This is a genomic window from Streptomyces nogalater (assembly GCF_039532885.1).
Lineage (GTDB): Bacteria > Actinomycetota > Actinomycetes > Streptomycetales > Streptomycetaceae > Streptomyces > Streptomyces nogalater.
Map to the genome: position 1 here is coordinate 61,486 of NZ_BAAASM010000001.1, position 17,297 is coordinate 78,782.

Consider the following 17,297-nt stretch of genomic DNA (forward strand, 5'->3'; position numbering starts at 1 on the left):
TACACTCGGCCCCATGCGAAGTGAGCCCGTGGTCGAGGTAGCGGCCCTGGTGAAGCGGTACGGCACGAAGACCGCGGTGGACGGCCTCGACCTGGTGGCCCGGCCGGGCGTGACCGCCGTACTCGGCCCCAACGGGGCCGGGAAGACGACCACGGTCGAGACCTGCGAGGGGTACCGGAAGCCGGATTCCGGCACGGTGCGCGTCCTGGGCCTCGACCCGGTCCGGCAGGCCGCCGAGCTGCGGCCCCGCATCGGCGTGATGCTCCAGTCCGGCGGTGTGTACTCCGGCGCCCGCGCCGAGGAGATGCTCCGGCACGTGGCGAAGCTGCACGCGCACCCGCTCGACGTCGGCGCCCTCGTCGAGCGCCTCGGCCTCGGCTCCTGCGGCCGGACCGGCTACCGCCGGCTCTCCGGCGGCCAGCAGCAGCGGCTCGCGCTCGCCATGGCCGTCGTCGGCCGCCCGGAACTGGTGTTCCTGGACGAGCCCACCGCCGGCCTGGACCCGCAGGCCCGCCGGGCCACCTGGGACCTGGTGCGGGACCTGCGCGCCGACGGCGTGTCGGTGATCCTCACCACGCACCACATGGACGAGGCCGAACAGCTCGCCGACGACGTGGCGATCATCGACGGCGGCCGGGTCATCGCCCAGGGCTCCCCGGAGGAGCTGTGCAAGGGCGGCGCCGAGAACACCCTGCGCTTCACCGGCCGCCCCGGCCTCGACGTCGGCTCGCTGCTCAAGGCGCTCCCGGCCGACTGCGCGGCCGCCGAGCTGACCCCGGGCAGCTACCGGGTGACCGGCAAGGTCGACCCCCAGCTGCTGGCCACGGTGACCTCCTGGTGCGCCCAGCACGGGGTGATGCCCGACCGGATCTCGGTGGAGCGGCACACGCTGGAGGACGTCTTCCTGGAACTGACCGGCAAGGAGCTGCGCTCGTGACCGCGGGTACGTACACGCCGAAGCCCGGAGCCGCCCCGCTCCCCCGCATGATCGCGGCGCAGGCGGCGCTGGAGACGAGGATGCTGCTGCGCAACGGCGAGCAGCTGCTGCTGACGGTCGTGATCCCGACCCTGCTGCTGGTGCTGTTCAGCTCGGTCGACATCGTGGACACCGGCAAGGGCGAGGCGGTCGACTTCCTCGCCCCCGGCGTGCTGGCGCTGGCCGTGATGTCGACGGCGTTCACCGGGCAGGCCATCGCCACGGGCTTCGAACGCCGCTACGGCGTGCTCAAGCGGCTCGCCTCCTCGCCGCTGCCGCGCTGGGGCCTGATGACCGCCAAGACGGCGTCCGTGCTGGTCACGGAGGTCCTCCAGGTGGTCCTGCTGACCGTGATCGCCTTCGCGCTGGGCTGGTCCCCGCACGGCAACCCGGCCGCCGTCGTGGCTCTGCTCGTCGTCGGCACCGCCGCCTTCTCCGGGCTCGGCCTGCTGATGGCGGGCACCCTGAAGGCAGAGGCGACGCTCGCCGCCGCCAACCTGGTCTTCCTGCTGCTGCTGGTGGGCGGCGGGGTGATCGTGCCGCTGGAGAAGTTCGGCCCGGCGGGCGAGCGGATCCTCGGCCTGCTGCCCATCTCCGCCCTCTCCGACGGCCTGCGGGACGTGCTCCAGCACGGCGCCGGCATGCCCTGGGGCGACCTGGGCGTCCTCGCCGCCTGGGCGGTCGTCGGCCTGGCCGCGGCCGGCCGGTTCTTCCGCTGGGAGTGACCCTCGTGAACGCGTGCACAAGCGGCGGCCTACGATGGTGGGCGTGCCTAAGCTGAATCGCGCCGACGCCGAAGCCGCCCTGCGCAATCCGCTCGCCTTCATCGCCGACCACTGGACCCCGGATCCCCGGACCGTCCGGCGGGCGGCCCTGGCCGCGCTCGTCATGTCGGTGGTCATCGTGGTCACCGGCGGCGCCGTCCGCCTGACCGGCTCGGGCCTCGGCTGTCCGACCTGGCCGACCTGCACCGACGACTCGCTGACCACCACCCGGGCCATGGGCTTCCACGGGATCATCGAGTTCGGCAACCGCATGCTGACGTACGTGCTGTGCGCCGCCGTCGGCTGGGCGATCATCGCCGCGCGCTCCGAGAAGCCGTGGCGGCGCAGCCTGACCCGGCTGGGCTGGGCCCAGTTCTGGGTCGTCATGGGCAATGCCGTGCTCGGCGGCATCGTGGTCCTGGTCGGCCTCAACCCGTACACGGTCGCCGCGCACTTCCTGCTCTCCACGGCCCTGATCGCCATCGCGACGGTGATGTGGCAGCGCGCCCGGGAGGGCGACGAGGCCCCGCGTCCGCTGGTCGGCAAGGCGGTGGCGCAGCTGGTGTGGTTCCTGGTGGCCGCGTCCGCGCTGCTCATCGCGGTGGGCACGGTGGTGACCGGGGCCGGGCCGCACGCCGGCGACTCCAGCGAGGTCGAGCGCATCCCCCTCGACTGGGAGACCGTCTCCAAGCTGCACGCGGTGCTCGCCTGGATCGTGGTCACGCTGACGTTCGCGCTGTGGTTCGTGCTGAAGGCGGTCGACGCGCCGAAGGGGCCGCTGGCGCGCACCCGGGAGCTGTTCGTCGTCCTGCTGGCCCAGGGAGCCATCGGCTACGTCCAGTACTTCACCCATCTGCCGGAGGCCCTGGTGGCCGCCCACATGTTCGGCTCCACGGTGATGTGGATCTGGGTGGTGCGGGTGCTGCTGGCGCTGCGGGAACGCCCCGAGGCCCCGCTGGACCTGCCGGTGTCCCCGGCCGAGGTGACGGTCGGCTCGCGGGCCTGAGTCATCCGGCGCCCGCGCCCCGGACCAGGGCGTCGATCGCCGGCCCCAGGAACGCCCGGGCCGCCCCGGCCCGCCGGGTGACCCAGTCCGGGTCGGCCGGCGCGGGGGCGGGGCTCTCGTACCGTCGGCGGGCGATGTCCGCGACGACGTCCGCGGGCGCGCCGAGGGCCGGCAGTTCGGCCAGGGCCTCCCGTTTGGAGATCAGCCGGCCGTCGCGCAGGGTCACGGTGGCCCGGGCGAAGGTCAGCAGCCCCAGGTCCACCCAGACGTCCTGCCGCCACAGCCCGGCCTTGTCCACCGCCGGCCGCCAGAAGTCGCGCTGATCACGCACGACGAAGCCGCGCAGCTGCTCCCGGGATACCGGCGGCAGCAGCCCGCCCGGCGGCTCCCCGTACAGCACCCGGCCGAAGTCGTGCAGTTCGCGCCGGGTGACGGGGGTGACCGGGCGGCGCAGCAGCCCGCCGTGCGCCCAGGTGAGGTGCGGGCGGTCCGGGTCGTCCAGGGCGGCCGGGGTGAGATAGGAGCAGTGGAGCTTCGCCGCGAGGGGCCGCCGGTGCAGCCCGGCGTGCAGGGTGGCGACCCGCCAGACGTGTCGCGGGCCGAGCGGACCGGGCAGTACGGCGATGAGGTCGAGGTCGCTGCGCCCCTCCTGGTAGTCGCCACCGGCCAGGGAGCCGTGCGCCCAGACGGCACGGGGCCGCAGCGGCAGCAGGGCGTCCAGGAACCCGTCGAGCAGGGAAGCGGTCGTCATCCGCCCAGTCTCGGCGTCCGACCGGAGGCTGTACACCCGGCGCGCGCCGCTCCGCCACGACCAGCCGGTCCGCCCGCCGGGCATCGTCCGGGAACCCACGCGGCGCGGGACCGCGGCGCTGGTGCGGGGAACTGTGGGGAACCGTGCGGCGGGATCGGACCGGCGCCGAGGCGGGCGGTGTCCCGGACCAGGCCGGTGAGCGGCACCGGGCCACCGCGGTCGGCGCTCGCGGCCCGGCGCGTGGCACGCGCCGCGCCCCCGGGGCCACGCGCCCTGCCCGTACGACGCTGCTCACGCGCCGCCGATACGACGCTGCACACGCGCCGCCGGTACGTCGCCGCTCGTCGCCCGGTGCTCCGGGATCGGCCGGGACGGCTTACCCCCCGCGGGGCGGCGCGGGGCGGCGGGGGCTGCGGTCAGCCGCCCACCTGGATGCCGGCCATCCGCTTCCACTCGTAGGGCCCCGTGGTCACCTTGGCCGCGAACTCGCCGTCGAAGGACTCGTGGACCGTGATGCCGGACTTGGCCACCGCCTGCTCGGCGATGGCGTACGTCGGGGCCACCAGGTCGCCCCAGCCGCCGTCCTCGCCGACGAGGACGATGCGGGCGCCGCGTTCGCCGATGTGGGCCACCTGGCCCTCCGCGCCGCCGTGCGCCTTGGCGAAGGCGCCGATCCGGTGGGCGAGCCGGGACACCGTGCGCTCGGCCCTCGCGTCAACCTGCTGCGTGTCTGCCATGCCCAGGATGCTACTCACCGGTAGATCAAGTGGCGAGAGCGGGGCGCTGTGACGTACGCCCGGTGCCGGTCAGCGCAGGAACGGGTCCACCGCGACGGCCACGAACAGCAGCGACACATAGGTGATCGACCAGTGGAAGAGCCGCATCTCCTTCAGCTTCGTGCCCGTGGCCTCGGCCTTGGCCCGGTTCTGCAGCGCGTGCGCCTCCCACAGCCACCAGCCGCCCGCCGCGAGGGCGACGGCCGTGTAGAACCAGCCGGTGTAGCCGAGGGGGGTCAGCAGCAGGGAGACGACGACCATCACCCAGCTGTAGATGACGATCTGCTTGGCGACCACCTTGTTGGAGGCGATCACCGGCAGCATCGGCACGCCCACGCGCGCGTAGTCCTCCTTGACCTTCATGGACAGCGGCCAGTAGTGCGGCGGGGTCCAGAAGAACATGACGAGGAAGAGGATGACCGGCGCCCACGACAGCGAGTTCGTCACGGACGACCAGCCGATGAGCACCGGCATGCAGCCCGCGATGCCGCCCCACACGATGTTCTGCGACGTGCGCCGCTTGAGGATCATCGTGTAGACGACGACGTAGAAGAGGAGCGCCCCGAGTGACAGCCAGGCGCTCAGCCAGTTGACGGTGAGGCCGAACAGCAGCGTCGAGACGACCGCGAGGGTGATGCCGAACGCCATGCACTCGCGCGGGCTGACCATGCCGGTCACCAGCGGGCGCTGGGAGGTCCGGTCCATCAGGGCGTCGATGTCCCGGTCGATGTACATGTTGAGCGCGTTGGCGCCGCCCGCCGACAGATAGCCGCCGAGACAGGTGAGCAGGACCAGTTTCAGGTCGGGCACACCCTGCTGCGCCAGGAACATCACCGGAACGGTGGTGATGAGCAGCAGCTCGATGATCCGTGGCTTGGTCAGCGCCACGAACGCTTTGACACGGGCCCCGAACGGCCGGTGAACCGGGCCCTGGCTCGCGCCACCGAGCGCACCCTCCCCCAGGGCCTTGAGGGCCTGGGAGGGACCCCCAGGACGGGATTCGACGGCCGTCACGCACACCCCTGACAGAGACATCCCAGCAAGCCTCCCGCCGGACACTCCGGGTCGAGGCTCGCGCGTACCACGCCACTTTAGACGTTGCCCATACCCCGGCCTTCGCGGGGGTGGGGTCGTGTTGGCGGGGCCCTCCGTACACACGTGCGCGGGCTCGCTCGGATGCGCTGGAAAAGGGGTGATCCAACGCGTGATCCTCCGTGCACGGGAAAGCTCTCCTGAGCGGTCAGATGAGCGGGTCCTTATTCATGTGCCGAATGCCGTTCCGCCCAGTCGACAGGCGGATCCCGGCGACTCCCGGCAGTCTTGAAACACTCGAAAAAACGCACGTCCTCACGGGGGTAGGCTCGACAGCGACCGGCGGGCGACAAGCCCCTCGGCGGCCGGTTCTGGCGTATGCCCGACGACCGGCGACCGACATGTGGAGAGGAGCCCTGACCCAGGGTGAGCACCAAGCCGACCACCACAGACCTTGAGTGGACCGAGCTGGACCAGCGGGCCGTGGACACCGCCCGTGTCCTGGCCGCAGACGCCGTACAGAAGGTCGGCAACGGCCATCCCGGTACGGCGATGAGCCTGGCCCCCGCCGCCTACACCCTCTTCCAGAAGGTGATGCGGCACGACCCGGCCGACCCGGAGTGGGTCGGGCGCGACCGCTTCGTGCTGTCCGCCGGCCACTCGTCCCTGACGCTCTACACCCAGCTCTACCTGGCCGGTTTCGGCCTGGAGCTGGACGACCTGAAGGCCTTCAGGACATGGGGCTCCAAGACCCCGGGCCACCCCGAGTACGGGCACACCAAGGGCGTGGAGACCACCACCGGCCCGCTGGGCCAGGGTGTGGCCAACGCGGTGGGCATGGCGATGGCCGCCCGCTACGAACGCGGTCTGTTCGACCCGGACGCGCCGGCCGGCGAATCCCCCTTCGACCACTTCGTCTACTGCATCGCCGGTGACGGCTGCCTCCAGGAGGGCATCGCCGCCGAGGCGTCCTCGCTGGCCGGCCACCAGAAGCTGGGCAACCTGGTCCTGCTGTGGGACGACAACCACATCTCGATCGAGGGCGACACCGAGACGGCCGTCTCCGAGGACACCGTCAAGCGGTACGAGGCCTACGGCTGGCACGTGCAGCGGGTCGAGGCCCAGGAGAACGGCGACCTGGACCCGGCGGCGATCTACGCCGCGATCCAGGAGGCCAAGCGGGTCACCGACCGGCCGTCCTTCATCGCGATGCGCTCGATCATCGCCTGGCCGGCCCCGAACGCGCAGAACACCGAGGCCGCACACGGCTCGGCGCTGGGTGACGAGGAGGTCGCCGCCACCAAGCGCGTCCTCGGCTTCGACCCGGAGCAGTCGTTCGAGGTCGCCGACGAGGTCATCGGCCACACCCGCAAGGCGCTGGAGCGCGGCGCCCAGGCGAAGGCCGAGTGGGAGAAGTCCCTCCAGGTGTGGCGCGAGGCCAACCCGGAGCGGGCCGCCGAGTTCGACCGGATCGCGGCGGGCGAGCTGCCCACCGGCTGGGAGGAGAAGCTCCCGGTCTTCGAGCCCGGCAAGGCCGTCGCGACGCGTGCCGCGTCCGGCAAGGTGCTCCAGGCGCTCGGCGCGGTGATCCCCGAGCTGTGGGGCGGCTCCGCCGACCTCGCCGGCTCGAACAACACCACCATCGACAAGGACAGCTCGTTCCTGCCCGCGGGCAACCCGCTGCCGGAGGCCAACCCGTACGGCCGCACGATCCACTTCGGCATCCGCGAGCACTCCATGGGCGCCGAGATGAACGGCATCGCCCTGCACGGCAACACCCGGATCTACGGCGGCACCTTCCTCGTCTTCTCCGACTACATGCGCAACGCCGTGCGCCTGTCGGCCCTGATGCACCTGCCGGTGACGTACGTGTGGACGCACGACTCCATCGGCCTCGGCGAGGACGGCCCCACCCACCAGCCGGTCGAGCACCTGGCCTCGCTGCGCGCCATCCCGGGCCTGAACATCGTCCGCCCGGCCGACGCCAACGAGACCGCGATCGCCTGGCGCGAGATCCTCAGGCGCTGGACGAAGGAGTTCGGCAAGGGCCAGCCGCACGGCCTCGCGCTCACCCGCCAGGGCGTGCCGACGTACGAGCCCAACGAGGACGCGGCCAAGGGCGGCTACGTCCTGTTCGAGGCCGAAGGCGGCGAGCCGCAGGTGATCCTGATCGCCACCGGTTCCGAGGTGCACGTGGCCGTCGAGGCACGGGAGCGGCTCCAGGCCGAGGGCGTGCCCACCCGCGTGGTGTCGATGCCGTCCGTGGAGTGGTTCGAGCAGCAGGACCAGGGGTACCGGGACTCCGTGCTGCCGCCGTCCGTGAAGGCCCGCGTCGCCGTGGAGGCGGGCATCGGCCTGACCTGGCACAAGTACGTGGGGGACGCCGGCCGCATCGTTTCCCTGGAGCACTTCGGCGCTTCCGCCGACGGCAAGCTGCTCTTCCGCGAGTTCGGCTTCACTGCGGAGAACGTGGCCGCCAAGGCGCGGGAATCTCTCGCCGACGCCCAGCGCTGACGCCCATATACGACACGTAGGAGATGTAATTCCATGACAGACGCACTCAAGCGCCTCTCCGAGGAAGGCGTCGCGATCTGGCTGGACGACCTTTCGCGCAAGCGGATCACGTCCGGCAATCTCGCCGAGCTGATCGACCAGCAGCACGTCGTGGGCGTCACCACCAACCCGACGATCTTCCAGAAGGCGATCTCCCAGGGCGACGGCTACGACCAGCAGCTGTCGGACCTCGCCGCCCGCAAGGTCACCGTCGAAGAGGCCATCCGCATGATCACGACGGCGGACGTCCGCGACGCCGCCGACATCCTGCGCCCGGTCTTCGACGCCACCGGCGGCCAGGACGGCCGGGTCTCCATCGAGGTCGACCCGCGCCTGGCCCACCACACCAAGGCGACCGTCGCCGAGGCCAAGCAGCTGGCCTGGCTCGTCGACCGTCCCAACACCCTGATCAAGATCCCGGCCACCCAGGCGGGGCTGCCGGCGATCGCCGAGGTGATCGGCCTCGGCATCAGCGTCAACGTCACGCTGATCTTCTCGCTGGAGCGCTACCGGGCCGTGATGGACGCGTTCCTCACCGGCCTGGAGAAGGCCAAGGAGCGGGGTCTGGACCTGTCGAAGATCCACTCCGTGGCCTCCTTCTTCGTCTCCCGTGTGGACACCGAGATCGACAAGCGGCTGGACGGCATCGGCACCGACGAGGCCAAGGCGCTGCGCGGCAAGGCCGCCCTCGCCAACGCCCGGCTGGCCTACCAGGCGTACGAGGAGGTCTTCTCCTCCGACCGCTGGACGGCGCTGGAGAGCGCGGGCGCCAACAAGCAGCGTCCGCTGTGGGCGTCGACCGGTGTGAAGGACCCGGCGTACCCGGACACGCTGTACGTCACCGAGCTGGTCGCGCCGAACACGGTCAACACCATGCCGGAGGCCACCCTGGAGGCCACCGACGACCACGGCGAGGTCACCGGTGACACCATCTCCGGCGCCTACGAGCAGGCGCGCGCCGACCTCGACGCGCTGGAGCGGCTCGGGATCTCGTACGACGAGGTCGTGCAGGTGCTGGAGGACGAGGGCGTCGAGAAGTTCGAGGCGTCCTGGAACGACCTGCTCAAGTCGACCCAGGCGGAGCTTGAGCGCCTGGCCCCCTCGGAGGGCTGAGTTGTCATCTGTTTCCGGTTCCGGAGCGAACCCGCTTCGTGACCCGGCCGACCGACGGCTCCCGCGTATCGCGGGGCCGTCGGGCCTGGTCATCTTCGGTGTCACGGGCGATCTGTCCCGCAAGAAGCTGATGCCCGCGGTGTACGACCTCGCCAACCGGGGTCTGCTGCCGCCGGGCTTCTCCCTGGTGGGCTTCGCCCGCCGCGACTGGGAACACGAGGACTTCGCCCAGGTCGTCCACGACGCGGTCAAGGAGCACTCGCGCACCCCGTTCCGCGAGGAGGTCTGGCAGCAGCTCATCCAGGGGATGCGCTTCGTCCAGGGCACCTTCGACGACGACGAGGCCTTCGAGCGGCTGCGCGCCACCATCGAGGAGCTGGACAAGGCACAGGGCACGGGCGGCAACTTCGCCTTCTACCTGTCGGTGCCCCCGCGCTCCTTCCCGGTGGTCATCCAGCAGCTGAAGAAGCACGGCCTGGCCGACCAGACCGGCGGTTCCTGGCGGCGCGCGGTCATCGAGAAGCCGTTCGGCCACGACCTGGCCTCGGCCGAGGAACTCAACAAGGTCGTGCACGAGGTGTTCGAGCCGGACCAGGTGTTCCGGATCGACCACTACCTCGGCAAGGAGACCGTCCAGAACATCCTGGCGCTGCGCTTCGCCAACCAGATGTTCGAACCGATCTGGAACCGGTCCTTCGTGGACCACGTGCAGATCACCATGGCCGAGGACATCGGCATCGGCGGCCGGGCCGGCTACTACGACGGCATCGGCGCCGCCCGCGACGTCATCCAGAACCACCTGCTCCAGCTGATGGCGCTCACCGCCATGGAGGAGCCTGCCTCCTTCGACGCGGACGCGCTGGCCGCGGAGAAGGAGAAGGTGCTCGGCGCGGTCCGGCTGCCGAAGGACCTGGGCGCCGACACCGTGCGCGGGCAGTACGCGGCGGGCTGGCAGGGCGGCGAGAAGGTCATCGGCTACCTCGAAGAGGAGGGCATCGACCCGAAGTCGAAGACCGACACCTACGCCGCGGTCAAGCTGGAGATAGACAACCGCCGCTGGGCGGGCGTCCCCTTCTATCTGCGCACCGGCAAGCGGCTGGGCCGCCGGGTCACCGAGATCGCGGTGGTCTTCCAGCGGGCCCCGCACTCCCCGTTCGACACCACGGCGACGGAGGAACTGGGCCAGAACGCGATCGTCATCCGCGTCCAGCCGGACGAGGGCGTCACGGTCCGCTTCGGCTCCAAGGTGCCGGGCACCTCGATGGAGATCCGGGACGTGTCCATGGACTTCGCCTACGGCGAGTCGTTCACGGAGTCCAGCCCGGAGGCGTACGAGCGGCTCATCCTGGACGTGCTGCTCGGCGACGCCAACCTCTTCCCGCGCACGGAGGAGGTCGAGCTGTCCTGGAAGATCCTCGACCCCATCGAGGAGTACTGGGACAAGCACGGCAGGCCCGCGCAGTACAAGTCGGGCACCTGGGGTCCGGTGGAAGCGGACGAGATGCTCGCACGAGACGGACGGAGCTGGCGCCGGCCATGAAGATAGATCTGACCGACACCACCGCCGGAGAGATCAACAAGGCGCTCGTACGGGGCCGCCGCGCCATCGGCACCCCCGCCGTCGGCATGGTCCTGACCCTCGTCATCGTCACCGACGAGGAGAACGCCTACGACGCCCTGAAGGCCGCCAACGACGCCTCGCGCGAGCACCCCTCGCGCACGCTCGTCGTCATCAAGCGGGTCTCCCGCGGCCCGCGCGACCGCACGTCCTCACGGCTGGACGCCGAGGTGCGGGTGGGCGCGGACGCGGGCACCGGCGAGACGGTGGTCCTGCGGCTGTACGGGGAGGTCGTCGAACACGCCGACTCGGTGGTCCTGCCGCTGCTGCTGCCGGACGCCCCGGTCGTCGTGTGGTGGCCGGTGAACGCGCCGCTGGACCCGGCGAACGACCCGCTGGGCGCGCTCGCCCAGCGCCGGGTCACCGACACCTACGCCGCCGAGCAGCCGGTGCGCGAGCTGTCCGCCCGCGCCTCGGCCTACACCCCCGGCGACACCGACCTGTCCTGGACCCGGATCACACCGTGGCGTTCGATGCTGGCGGCGGCCCTGGACCAGGTCGACTGCGAGGTGCGGGGCGTGGAGGTGGAGGGCGAGGAGTTCAACCCGAGCTGTGAGCTGCTGGCGATGTGGCTCGCGGACCGGCTGGACGTCCCCGTCCGGCGCTCCCCGTCCGCCGGCCCGGGACTCACGGCCGTCCGTCTGGACACCAGCCGGGGCCCGATCACGCTGGACCGCGCGGACGGCTCGCTCGCCACGCTCGCCATCGAGGGCCAGCCGGCCCGCGCGGTGGCGCTGAAGCGGCGGGACACCGCCGAGCTGATCGCGGAGGAGCTGCGCCGGCTGGACCCGGACGACACCTACGCGTCGGCGCTGCGCTACGGCGTGGAGCGGCTGAGCACGGTGCCGAAGCAGTCCGCCGAAGCCCCGGCCGAACCGGCCGCCGAGCCGTCCGCCGCCGCGCAGGCGGCCGAAGCGGCCGCTTCGGAACCGGCCGCCGAGCCGGTCGCCGTGCCGGAACCGGTGGAGGAGGCGGCCAAGGCCCCCGCGAAGAAGGCGGCGGCCAAGAGCGCCAAGAAGGCACCGGCGAGGAAGGCGGCGGCGAAGTGAACACACCGCAGCTGGTCGTCCACCACGACAAGGAGCTGATGGCGCAGGCCGCCGCGGCCCGCCTGATCACGAAGATCGTGGACGCGCAGGCCTCCCGGGGCACCGCGTCCGTGGTCCTCACCGGCGGCCGCAACGGCAACGGGCTGCTGGCCGCGCTGGCGGCGGCGCCCGCCCGGGACGCCGTCGACTGGGGCCGGCTGGACCTGTGGTGGGGGGACGAGCGCTTCCTCCCCGAGGGCGACCCGGAGCGCAACGTGACGCAGGCCCGCGAGGCGCTGCTGGACTCCGTCCCGCTGGACCCGGAGCGGGTGCACGCCATGCCCGCCTCCGACGGCCCGTACGGCACGGACGTCGAGGCGGCGGCCGAGGCGTACGCGGCGGAGCTGGCCAAGGCGGCCGGACCGGAGAACCACGGCCCGGTGCCCGCCTTCGACGTGCTCATGCTGGGCGTCGGCCCGGACACCCATGTGGCCTCGCTCTTCCCGGAGCTGCCGGCCGTCCGGGAGACCGAGCGCACGGTGGTCGGCGTGCACGGCGCGCCCAAGCCCCCGCCCACCCGGATCACCCTCACCCTCCCGGCGATCCGCGCGGCCCGCGAGGTCTGGCTCCTCGCGGCCGGTGAGGACAAGGCGGAGGCCGCGGCCATCGCCCTGTCGGGCGCGGGCGAGATCCAGGCCCCGGCGGCGGGCGCGTACGGCACCCGGCGCACCCTGTGGCTGCTGGACTCCGCCGCGGCCTCGCAGCTGCCGCGGTCGCTGTATCCGCCGGCGTCGCCCTGAGGCGCGGACGGGAACGACGGACGGCGAGGGCTCCGGCCCTCGCCGTCCGCTTTTCCGGACCCCGGTTCTGCTTCCGGGTCCGTTCAGCTCCGGCCGCGCAGCTCCCGGTACTTGGCGACCAGGGCCTTGGTGGACGGGTCCAGGCCGGGGACGTCGGCGCCCTCGGTGAGCGCGGGTTCGACGCGCTTGGCGAGGACCTTGCCCAGCTCCACGCCCCACTGGTCGAAGGAGTCGATGTTCCACACCGCGCCCTGCACGAACACCTTGTGCTCGTAGAGGGCGATCAGCTGACCGAGCACGGACGGGGTCAGCTCGCGGGCGAGGATCGTCGTGGTGGGCCGGTCGCCCTGGAAGGTCTTGTGTGCGACCAGTTCCTCGGGCACGCCCTCCGCGCGGACCTCCTCGGCGGTCTTGCCGAAGGCGAGCGCCTGGGTCTGGGCGAAGAAGTTGGCCATCAACAGGTCGTGCTGGGCCTTGAGTTCACCGCTCAGCTCGGCGACCGGCTCGGCGAAGCCGATGAAGTCCGCCGGGATCAGCTTGGTGCCCTGGTGGATCAACTGGTAGTAGGCGTGCTGCCCATTGGTTCCGGGGGTACCCCAGACCACCGGCCCGGTCTGCCAGTCCACGGGGTGGCCGTCGCGGGCGACGTACTTGCCGTTGGACTCCATGTCCAGCTGCTGGAGGTAGGCGGTGAACCTGGACAGGTAGTGCGAGTACGGCAGCACGGCGTGCGACTGGGCGTCGTGGAAGTTGCCGTACCAGATGCCCAGCAGGCCCAGCAGCAGGGGCGCGTTGGCCTCCGCGGGCGCGGTGCGGAAGTGCTCGTCCATCAGATGGAAGCCGTCGAGCATCTCCCGGAACCGGTCCGGCCCGATCGCGATCATCAGGGACAGCCCGATCGCGGAGTCGTACGAGTATCGGCCGCCGACCCAGTCCCAGAACTCGAACATGTTGTCCGTGTCGATGCCGAACTCGGCGACCTTCCCGGCGTTCGTGGACAGCGCCACGAAGTGCTTGGCCACCGCGGCCTCGTCACCCAGCGCGGCCAGCAGCCACTGGCGCGCGGAGGTGGCGTTGGTGATGGTCTCGATGGTGGTGAAGGTCTTGGAGGCGATGACGAACAGCGTCTCCGCCGGGTCCAGGTCCCGGGTGGCCTCGTGCAGGTCGGCGCCGTCCACATTGGAGACGAAGCGGACCGTGAGGTCGCGGTCGGTGAAGGCGCGCAGCACCTCGTAGGCCATCGCGGGGCCGAGGTCGGAGCCGCCGATGCCGACGTTGATCACATTGCGGATGCGCTTGCCGGTGTATCCGGTCCACGCGCCGGAGCGGACCCGGTCGGCGAAGCCGGCCATCCTGTCCAGCACCGCGTGCACCTTGGGCACCACGTTCTCGCCGTCGACCTCGATCACGGCGTCCCGCGGGGCGCGCAGCGCGGTGTGCAGCACCGCCCGGTTCTCGGTCACGTTGATCTTCTCGCCGCGGAACATGGCGTCCCGCAGGCCGAAGACGTCGGTCGCCGCGGCCAGCTCGCGCAGCAGCCGCAGGGTGTCGTCGGTGACCAGGTGCTTCGAATAGTCGATGTAGAGGTCGCCGACCTTGAGCGTGTATCCGGTGCCGCGCCCGGGGTCGGCGGCGAACAGTTCCCTCAGCCGGGTGTCCGCCAGCTCCTCGCGGTGCTTGGCGAGGGCGGTCCACTCGGGCGTCTGGTGGAGCCTGGTACGGCCGTCTGCGTTCATGTCCGACTTCAGCCTTCTTTCCTGCAACCTGTCCCGCTGCCGGCTCCAACCTAATTGATCAGCGCCCCGGGTGAGCGGTCGCGCCGCCGTCCTCCGGCGCGACGACGGAGATGTCCGGCCGGCAGGCCGGTACCAACGCGACCACGGCCGACGCGAACAGGACGGCCGCGAGCAGGGCGGGTCCGTTGAGTCCGTAGAGCCCGGCCACGGCACCGCCGAGGAACGCGCCGAGCGGGGCACCGGAGACGGAGGCGGTGCGGAAGGCGGCGGCGATGCGGCCCACCATCGCCTCGGGGCTGCGTTGCTGCATCAGCGTGACCTGGTTGACGTTCCACACCATGTTCATCGCGCCGAGCAGGGCCATCCCGGCGACCAGCGCGGCCACGTACCGTACGGAGCCGATGAGCAGCAGCGAGCCCGTCTGGATCGCGCAGCCGGACAGCAGGGCCCGCACCCGCCCCGTACGGCGGGCGATCCGCTGGGCGACGAATCCGCCGGCCAGGCTGCCGGCCGAGTACGCCGTCATGGCGGTGACATAGCCGGTGTCACCCGCGTCCAGCCAGCGGGTGACGTGCAGCGCCAGCGTGGCGATCAGGGCGCCCATGCCGATGTTGCACAGCAGGGTCGCCAGGCACACCGCGCGCAGCACACGGTCCCGGACCAGGGCGCGCAGGCCCGCGCCGACCTCCGAGCGCAGGGTGCTGCCGACCGCGCGCGGCTCCCGCTCCGGCGGCCGTATCCGCAGGGACGCCACGAGCGCGGCGGCCACCAGATAGGTGCCGGCGTCCGTCGCGAACGGCGTGAAGGCGCCGGCCGACAACAGCAGCGGCACGAACGGGGCGGCCAGCAGCCCGCCCGCGAGTTGCTGACCGGTCATCAGCCGGGCGTTGGCGCTGCCCAGTGCCCCGCGCTCCACCAGGGAGGGCAGCAGGGCCGTGGCGGCGTTGTCGAAGAGCGTCTGGAGCGCGGTGAGCGAGAAGGTGAGGGCGATCAGCAGCGGAACGGAGGCGTGCCCCAGGGCCACGGCGAGGGCGAAACCGGCGACGAGCAGGCCTCGTGCGGTGTCCACGAGCCACATCGCCCGCCGCTGGTCGACCCGGTCCGCCACGGCGCCGCCGAACAGCCCGAACAGCAGCCAGGGCAGATAGCCGCAGGCGGTGACGGAGGCGATGACGAGGGGGTCGTCGGTGAGGCGCACGGCGAGCAACGGCAACGCGGAGTTGCGCAGCGCGTCACCGTACCGGGACACCACGGCGGCCGTCCACAACCGCCCGAATCCCCCGCGCCAGGCGGGGATGCCCCCGCTCTCCGTACCGGCTCCGGCCACGCTCCCCCTTCACGATGTCCGCTGCACACACCGTAGAGGGCACCACTGACAATCGGCCGGCGCGGAGTGGGCGCGGACGACTCCGGCCAGGCGCCCGTGGGCCCCTGGCCGGTGTGAAGTCCTAGATCTCGCCCCGCAGTTTGGCGAGCGCCTCGGCGAGGATCGCCTCGCCGTCCGCGTCGCTGCGCCGCTCGCGTACGTACGCGAGGTGCGTCTTGTAGGGCTCGGTGCGCGGCGGGGCCGGCGGGTTGTCCCGGTCCTGGCCGGCCGGAAAGCCGCAGCGGGGGCAGTCCCAGGTCTCGGGAACCTGCGCGTCGCTGGCGAAGCTGGGCTGCGTCTCGTGCCCGTTGGAGCACCAGAAGGAGATGCGCAGACGCGGCGCGGACTCGCCGCGCTCGGCCTCGCCCATCGGCCCCGCCCCGACCCGGCTTCCTCGGATCGCGTTGCCACTTGCCACGGTCGTAACTCCCTGCGTGATGGTGCCGCGAAGCGAGTCGGCGTTTCGCTTCGCCGCGAGCGCCTCAGTCTACGTAAGGCCCAACGCGCGTCCAGTGATTGGAGTTACCGGCCCCCCACACCAAGACGCAAGCCCCATGATAGGCCGCGCTCACAGGCGCGTACCCAACATGGGGCTTCGCGGGGGAAATCCGCGGCGCGGTCCGGAAATACGGCCGGTTCGCGCCGGTCGTGTGTCAGCTGTTCGACTTCATCACGAGGCCGAGGACGATGATGCACGCGAACCACAGCAGGCCGACCACGACGGTGATCCGGTCGAGGTTGCGCTCGGCGACCGAGGAACCGCCGACGGACGACTGCATGCCGCCGCCGAACATGTCGGACAGGCCGCCGCCCTTCCCCTTGTGCATCAGCACCAGCAGCATCAGCAGCAGGCTGAAGACGATCAGGGCGATCGAGAACCCCAAAACCACGGCTGGACCAACTTCCTCGGATTCGGATGGACGACGGGGGCACAGCGCCTCGGCTGTGCCCCCGCAAGAGTACGACGTATCGTCGCTACCGCCTACTCACGGCCAGGCGTCACTGATCGCGGAAGCGCACGATCTTGACGAACTCGTCGGCGTCCAGCGAGGCACCGCCGACCAGGGCGCCGTCGATGTCGGGCTGGGCCATGATCTCGGCGCAGTTGCCCGACTTCACGGAGCCGCCGTACTGGATGCGGACCTTGCCGGCCACCTCCGGCGAGTACAGCTCGGCGACCTTGGCGCGGATGGCGGCGCAGACCTCCTGGGCGTCCTCGGCGCCGCAGACCTTGCCGGTGCCGATGGCCCACACGGGCTCGTAGGCGATCACGACGGTCTCGGCCTGCTCGGCCGGGAGGTCCTTCAGACCGCCCTCGACCTGGGCGAGGGTGTGGGTGACGTGGTTGCCCGCCTCGCGGACGTCCAGTTCCTCGCCGACGCACAGGATCGGGGTGAGGCCGTGCTTGTAGGCGGCCTTGACCTTGGCGTTGACGATCTCGTCGGTCTCGTGGTGGTACTGGCGGCGCTCGGAGTGGCCGATCGCCACGTAGGTGCACTTCAGCTTGGCCAGCATCGGGCCGGAGATCTCGCCGGTGTAGGCGCCGGAGTCGTGCTGGGAGATGTCCTGGGCGCCGTACTTGATCTTGAGCTTGTCGCCGTCCACCAGGGTCTGCACGGAGCGCAGGTCGGTGAAGGGCGGCAGGACGGCGACCTCCACGGCCTCGTAGTCCTTGTCGGCCAGGGCGAAGGCGAGCTTCTGGACGTGCGCGATGGCCTCAAGGTGGTTGAGGTTCATCTTCCAGTTGCCCGCCATCAGGGGCGTGCGCGTGCTCATCG

The 17,297-nt window shown here is 71.5% G+C and carries 16 protein-coding genes; 8 read left to right on the plus strand and 8 right to left on the minus strand.

Annotation, left to right across the window (positions count from 1 at the left end; translation table 11 throughout):
• Positions 1-13 precede the first annotated feature (13 nt).
• Genes ABD350_RS00315 through ABD350_RS00325 form a run of 3 tightly spaced genes read left to right on the plus strand, consistent with a single transcriptional unit; the run spans position 14 to position 2,746 of the window.
• Positions 14-937: an ABC transporter ATP-binding protein gene (locus tag ABD350_RS00315; RefSeq protein WP_344345204.1), complete on the plus strand. Its 924-nt coding sequence runs from the start codon at positions 14-16 to the stop codon at positions 935-937.
• A 47-nt stretch (positions 938-984) separates the two neighbouring features.
• Positions 985-1,701 carry an ABC transporter permease gene (locus ABD350_RS00320; protein WP_344345744.1) on the plus strand — a complete coding sequence of 239 codons (717 nt, stop codon included), beginning with the start codon at positions 985-987 and terminating at the stop codon, positions 1,699-1,701.
• A 34-nt stretch (positions 1,702-1,735) separates the two neighbouring features.
• Complete coding sequence (locus tag ABD350_RS00325) at positions 1,736-2,746, plus strand: COX15/CtaA family protein (protein ID WP_344345207.1); 1,011 nt, start codon at positions 1,736-1,738, stop codon at positions 2,744-2,746.
• A gap of 1 nt (position 2,747) precedes the next feature.
• Here the strand turns inward: ABD350_RS00325 and ABD350_RS00330 are convergent, their stop codons facing one another.
• The 3 genes from ABD350_RS00330 to ABD350_RS00340 form a co-directional block, all read right to left on the minus strand.
• Positions 2,748-3,497: a nucleotidyltransferase domain-containing protein gene (locus tag ABD350_RS00330; protein ID WP_344345210.1), complete on the minus strand. Its 750-nt coding sequence runs from the start codon at positions 3,495-3,497 to the stop codon at positions 2,748-2,750.
• 416 nt (positions 3,498-3,913) lie between these two features.
• The gene (locus tag ABD350_RS00335; RefSeq protein ID WP_344345213.1) at positions 3,914-4,234 is read right to left on the minus strand and encodes a hypothetical protein; all 321 of its coding nucleotides are present in this window, start codon (positions 4,232-4,234) and stop codon (positions 3,914-3,916) included.
• A 69-nt stretch (positions 4,235-4,303) separates the two neighbouring features.
• On the minus strand, positions 4,304-5,293 hold the full coding sequence (locus ABD350_RS00340; RefSeq protein WP_382466997.1) for a heme o synthase: 990 nt from the start codon (positions 5,291-5,293) through the stop codon (positions 4,304-4,306).
• Between the two features lie 438 nt (positions 5,294-5,731).
• Here ABD350_RS00340 and tkt point away from each other — a divergent pair, with 438 nt between their 5' ends.
• From tkt to pgl, 5 genes are read left to right on the plus strand one after another with little or no spacing between them, the layout of a single operon-like run.
• Positions 5,732-7,819 carry a transketolase gene (tkt, locus tag ABD350_RS00345; RefSeq protein WP_344345219.1) on the plus strand — a complete coding sequence of 696 codons (2,088 nt, stop codon included), beginning with the start codon at positions 5,732-5,734 and terminating at the stop codon, positions 7,817-7,819.
• A gap of 33 nt (positions 7,820-7,852) precedes the next feature.
• Positions 7,853-8,971, plus strand: a complete 1,119-nt coding sequence (gene tal, locus ABD350_RS00350; protein WP_344345222.1) for a transaldolase — start codon at positions 7,853-7,855, stop codon at positions 8,969-8,971.
• Between the two features lies 1 nt (position 8,972).
• A complete protein-coding gene (zwf, locus tag ABD350_RS00355; RefSeq protein WP_344345225.1) occupies positions 8,973-10,511 on the plus strand; it encodes a glucose-6-phosphate dehydrogenase in 1,539 nt (512 codons plus the stop codon).
• Positions 10,508-11,638, plus strand: coding sequence for a glucose-6-phosphate dehydrogenase assembly protein OpcA (gene opcA / locus ABD350_RS00360; protein ID WP_344345228.1), 1,131 nt, complete (start codon positions 10,508-10,510; stop codon positions 11,636-11,638). Before zwf ends, opcA begins: the two co-directional genes overlap by 4 nt.
• Positions 11,635-12,417: a 6-phosphogluconolactonase gene (gene pgl, locus ABD350_RS00365; RefSeq protein ID WP_344345230.1), complete on the plus strand. Its 783-nt coding sequence runs from the start codon at positions 11,635-11,637 to the stop codon at positions 12,415-12,417. The genes opcA and pgl overlap by 4 nt, the downstream gene beginning before the upstream one ends.
• Before the next feature lie 83 nt (positions 12,418-12,500).
• Here pgl and pgi read toward each other — a convergent pair whose 3' ends face one another.
• The 5 genes from pgi to tpiA form a co-directional block, all read right to left on the minus strand.
• The gene (pgi, locus tag ABD350_RS00370; protein WP_344345233.1) at positions 12,501-14,153 is read right to left on the minus strand and encodes a glucose-6-phosphate isomerase; all 1,653 of its coding nucleotides are present in this window, start codon (positions 14,151-14,153) and stop codon (positions 12,501-12,503) included.
• 58 nt (positions 14,154-14,211) lie between these two features.
• Positions 14,212-15,405 carry an MFS transporter gene (locus ABD350_RS00375; protein WP_344345746.1) on the minus strand — a complete coding sequence of 398 codons (1,194 nt, stop codon included), beginning with the start codon at positions 15,403-15,405 and terminating at the stop codon, positions 14,212-14,214.
• A 196-nt stretch (positions 15,406-15,601) separates the two neighbouring features.
• Positions 15,602-15,937, minus strand: a complete 336-nt coding sequence (locus ABD350_RS00380) for an RNA polymerase-binding protein RbpA (protein ID WP_078637775.1) — start codon at positions 15,935-15,937, stop codon at positions 15,602-15,604.
• 235 nt (positions 15,938-16,172) lie between these two features.
• A complete protein-coding gene (secG, locus tag ABD350_RS00385) occupies positions 16,173-16,409 on the minus strand; it encodes a preprotein translocase subunit SecG (RefSeq protein WP_344345241.1) in 237 nt (78 codons plus the stop codon).
• A gap of 109 nt (positions 16,410-16,518) precedes the next feature.
• Positions 16,519-17,295: a triose-phosphate isomerase gene (gene tpiA, locus ABD350_RS00390; protein ID WP_344345243.1), complete on the minus strand. Its 777-nt coding sequence runs from the start codon at positions 17,293-17,295 to the stop codon at positions 16,519-16,521.
• Positions 17,296-17,297: the final 2 nt, after the last annotated feature.

Excerpts from the sequence above, each read along its gene's own strand:
- tal (WP_344345222.1), top strand. The coding sequence starts at position 7,853 with ATGACAGACGCACTCAAGCGCCTCTCCGAGGAAGGCGTCGCGATCTGG.
- ABD350_RS00335 (WP_344345213.1), bottom strand. The coding sequence starts at position 4,234 with ATGGCAGACACGCAGCAGGTTGACGCGAGGGCCGAGCGCACGGTGTCC.
- ABD350_RS00330 (WP_344345210.1), bottom strand. The coding sequence starts at position 3,497 with ATGACGACCGCTTCCCTGCTCGACGGGTTCCTGGACGCCCTGCTGCCG.
- ABD350_RS00315 (WP_344345204.1), top strand. The coding sequence starts at position 14 with ATGCGAAGTGAGCCCGTGGTCGAGGTAGCGGCCCTGGTGAAGCGGTAC.
- tpiA (WP_344345243.1), bottom strand. The coding sequence starts at position 17,295 with ATGAGCACGCGCACGCCCCTGATGGCGGGCAACTGGAAGATGAACCTC.
- ABD350_RS00320 (WP_344345744.1), top strand. The coding sequence starts at position 985 with ATGATCGCGGCGCAGGCGGCGCTGGAGACGAGGATGCTGCTGCGCAAC.
- pgi (WP_344345233.1), bottom strand. The coding sequence starts at position 14,153 with ATGAACGCAGACGGCCGTACCAGGCTCCACCAGACGCCCGAGTGGACC.
- ABD350_RS00325 (WP_344345207.1), top strand. The coding sequence starts at position 1,736 with ATGGTGGGCGTGCCTAAGCTGAATCGCGCCGACGCCGAAGCCGCCCTG.
- opcA (WP_344345228.1), top strand. The coding sequence starts at position 10,508 with ATGAAGATAGATCTGACCGACACCACCGCCGGAGAGATCAACAAGGCG.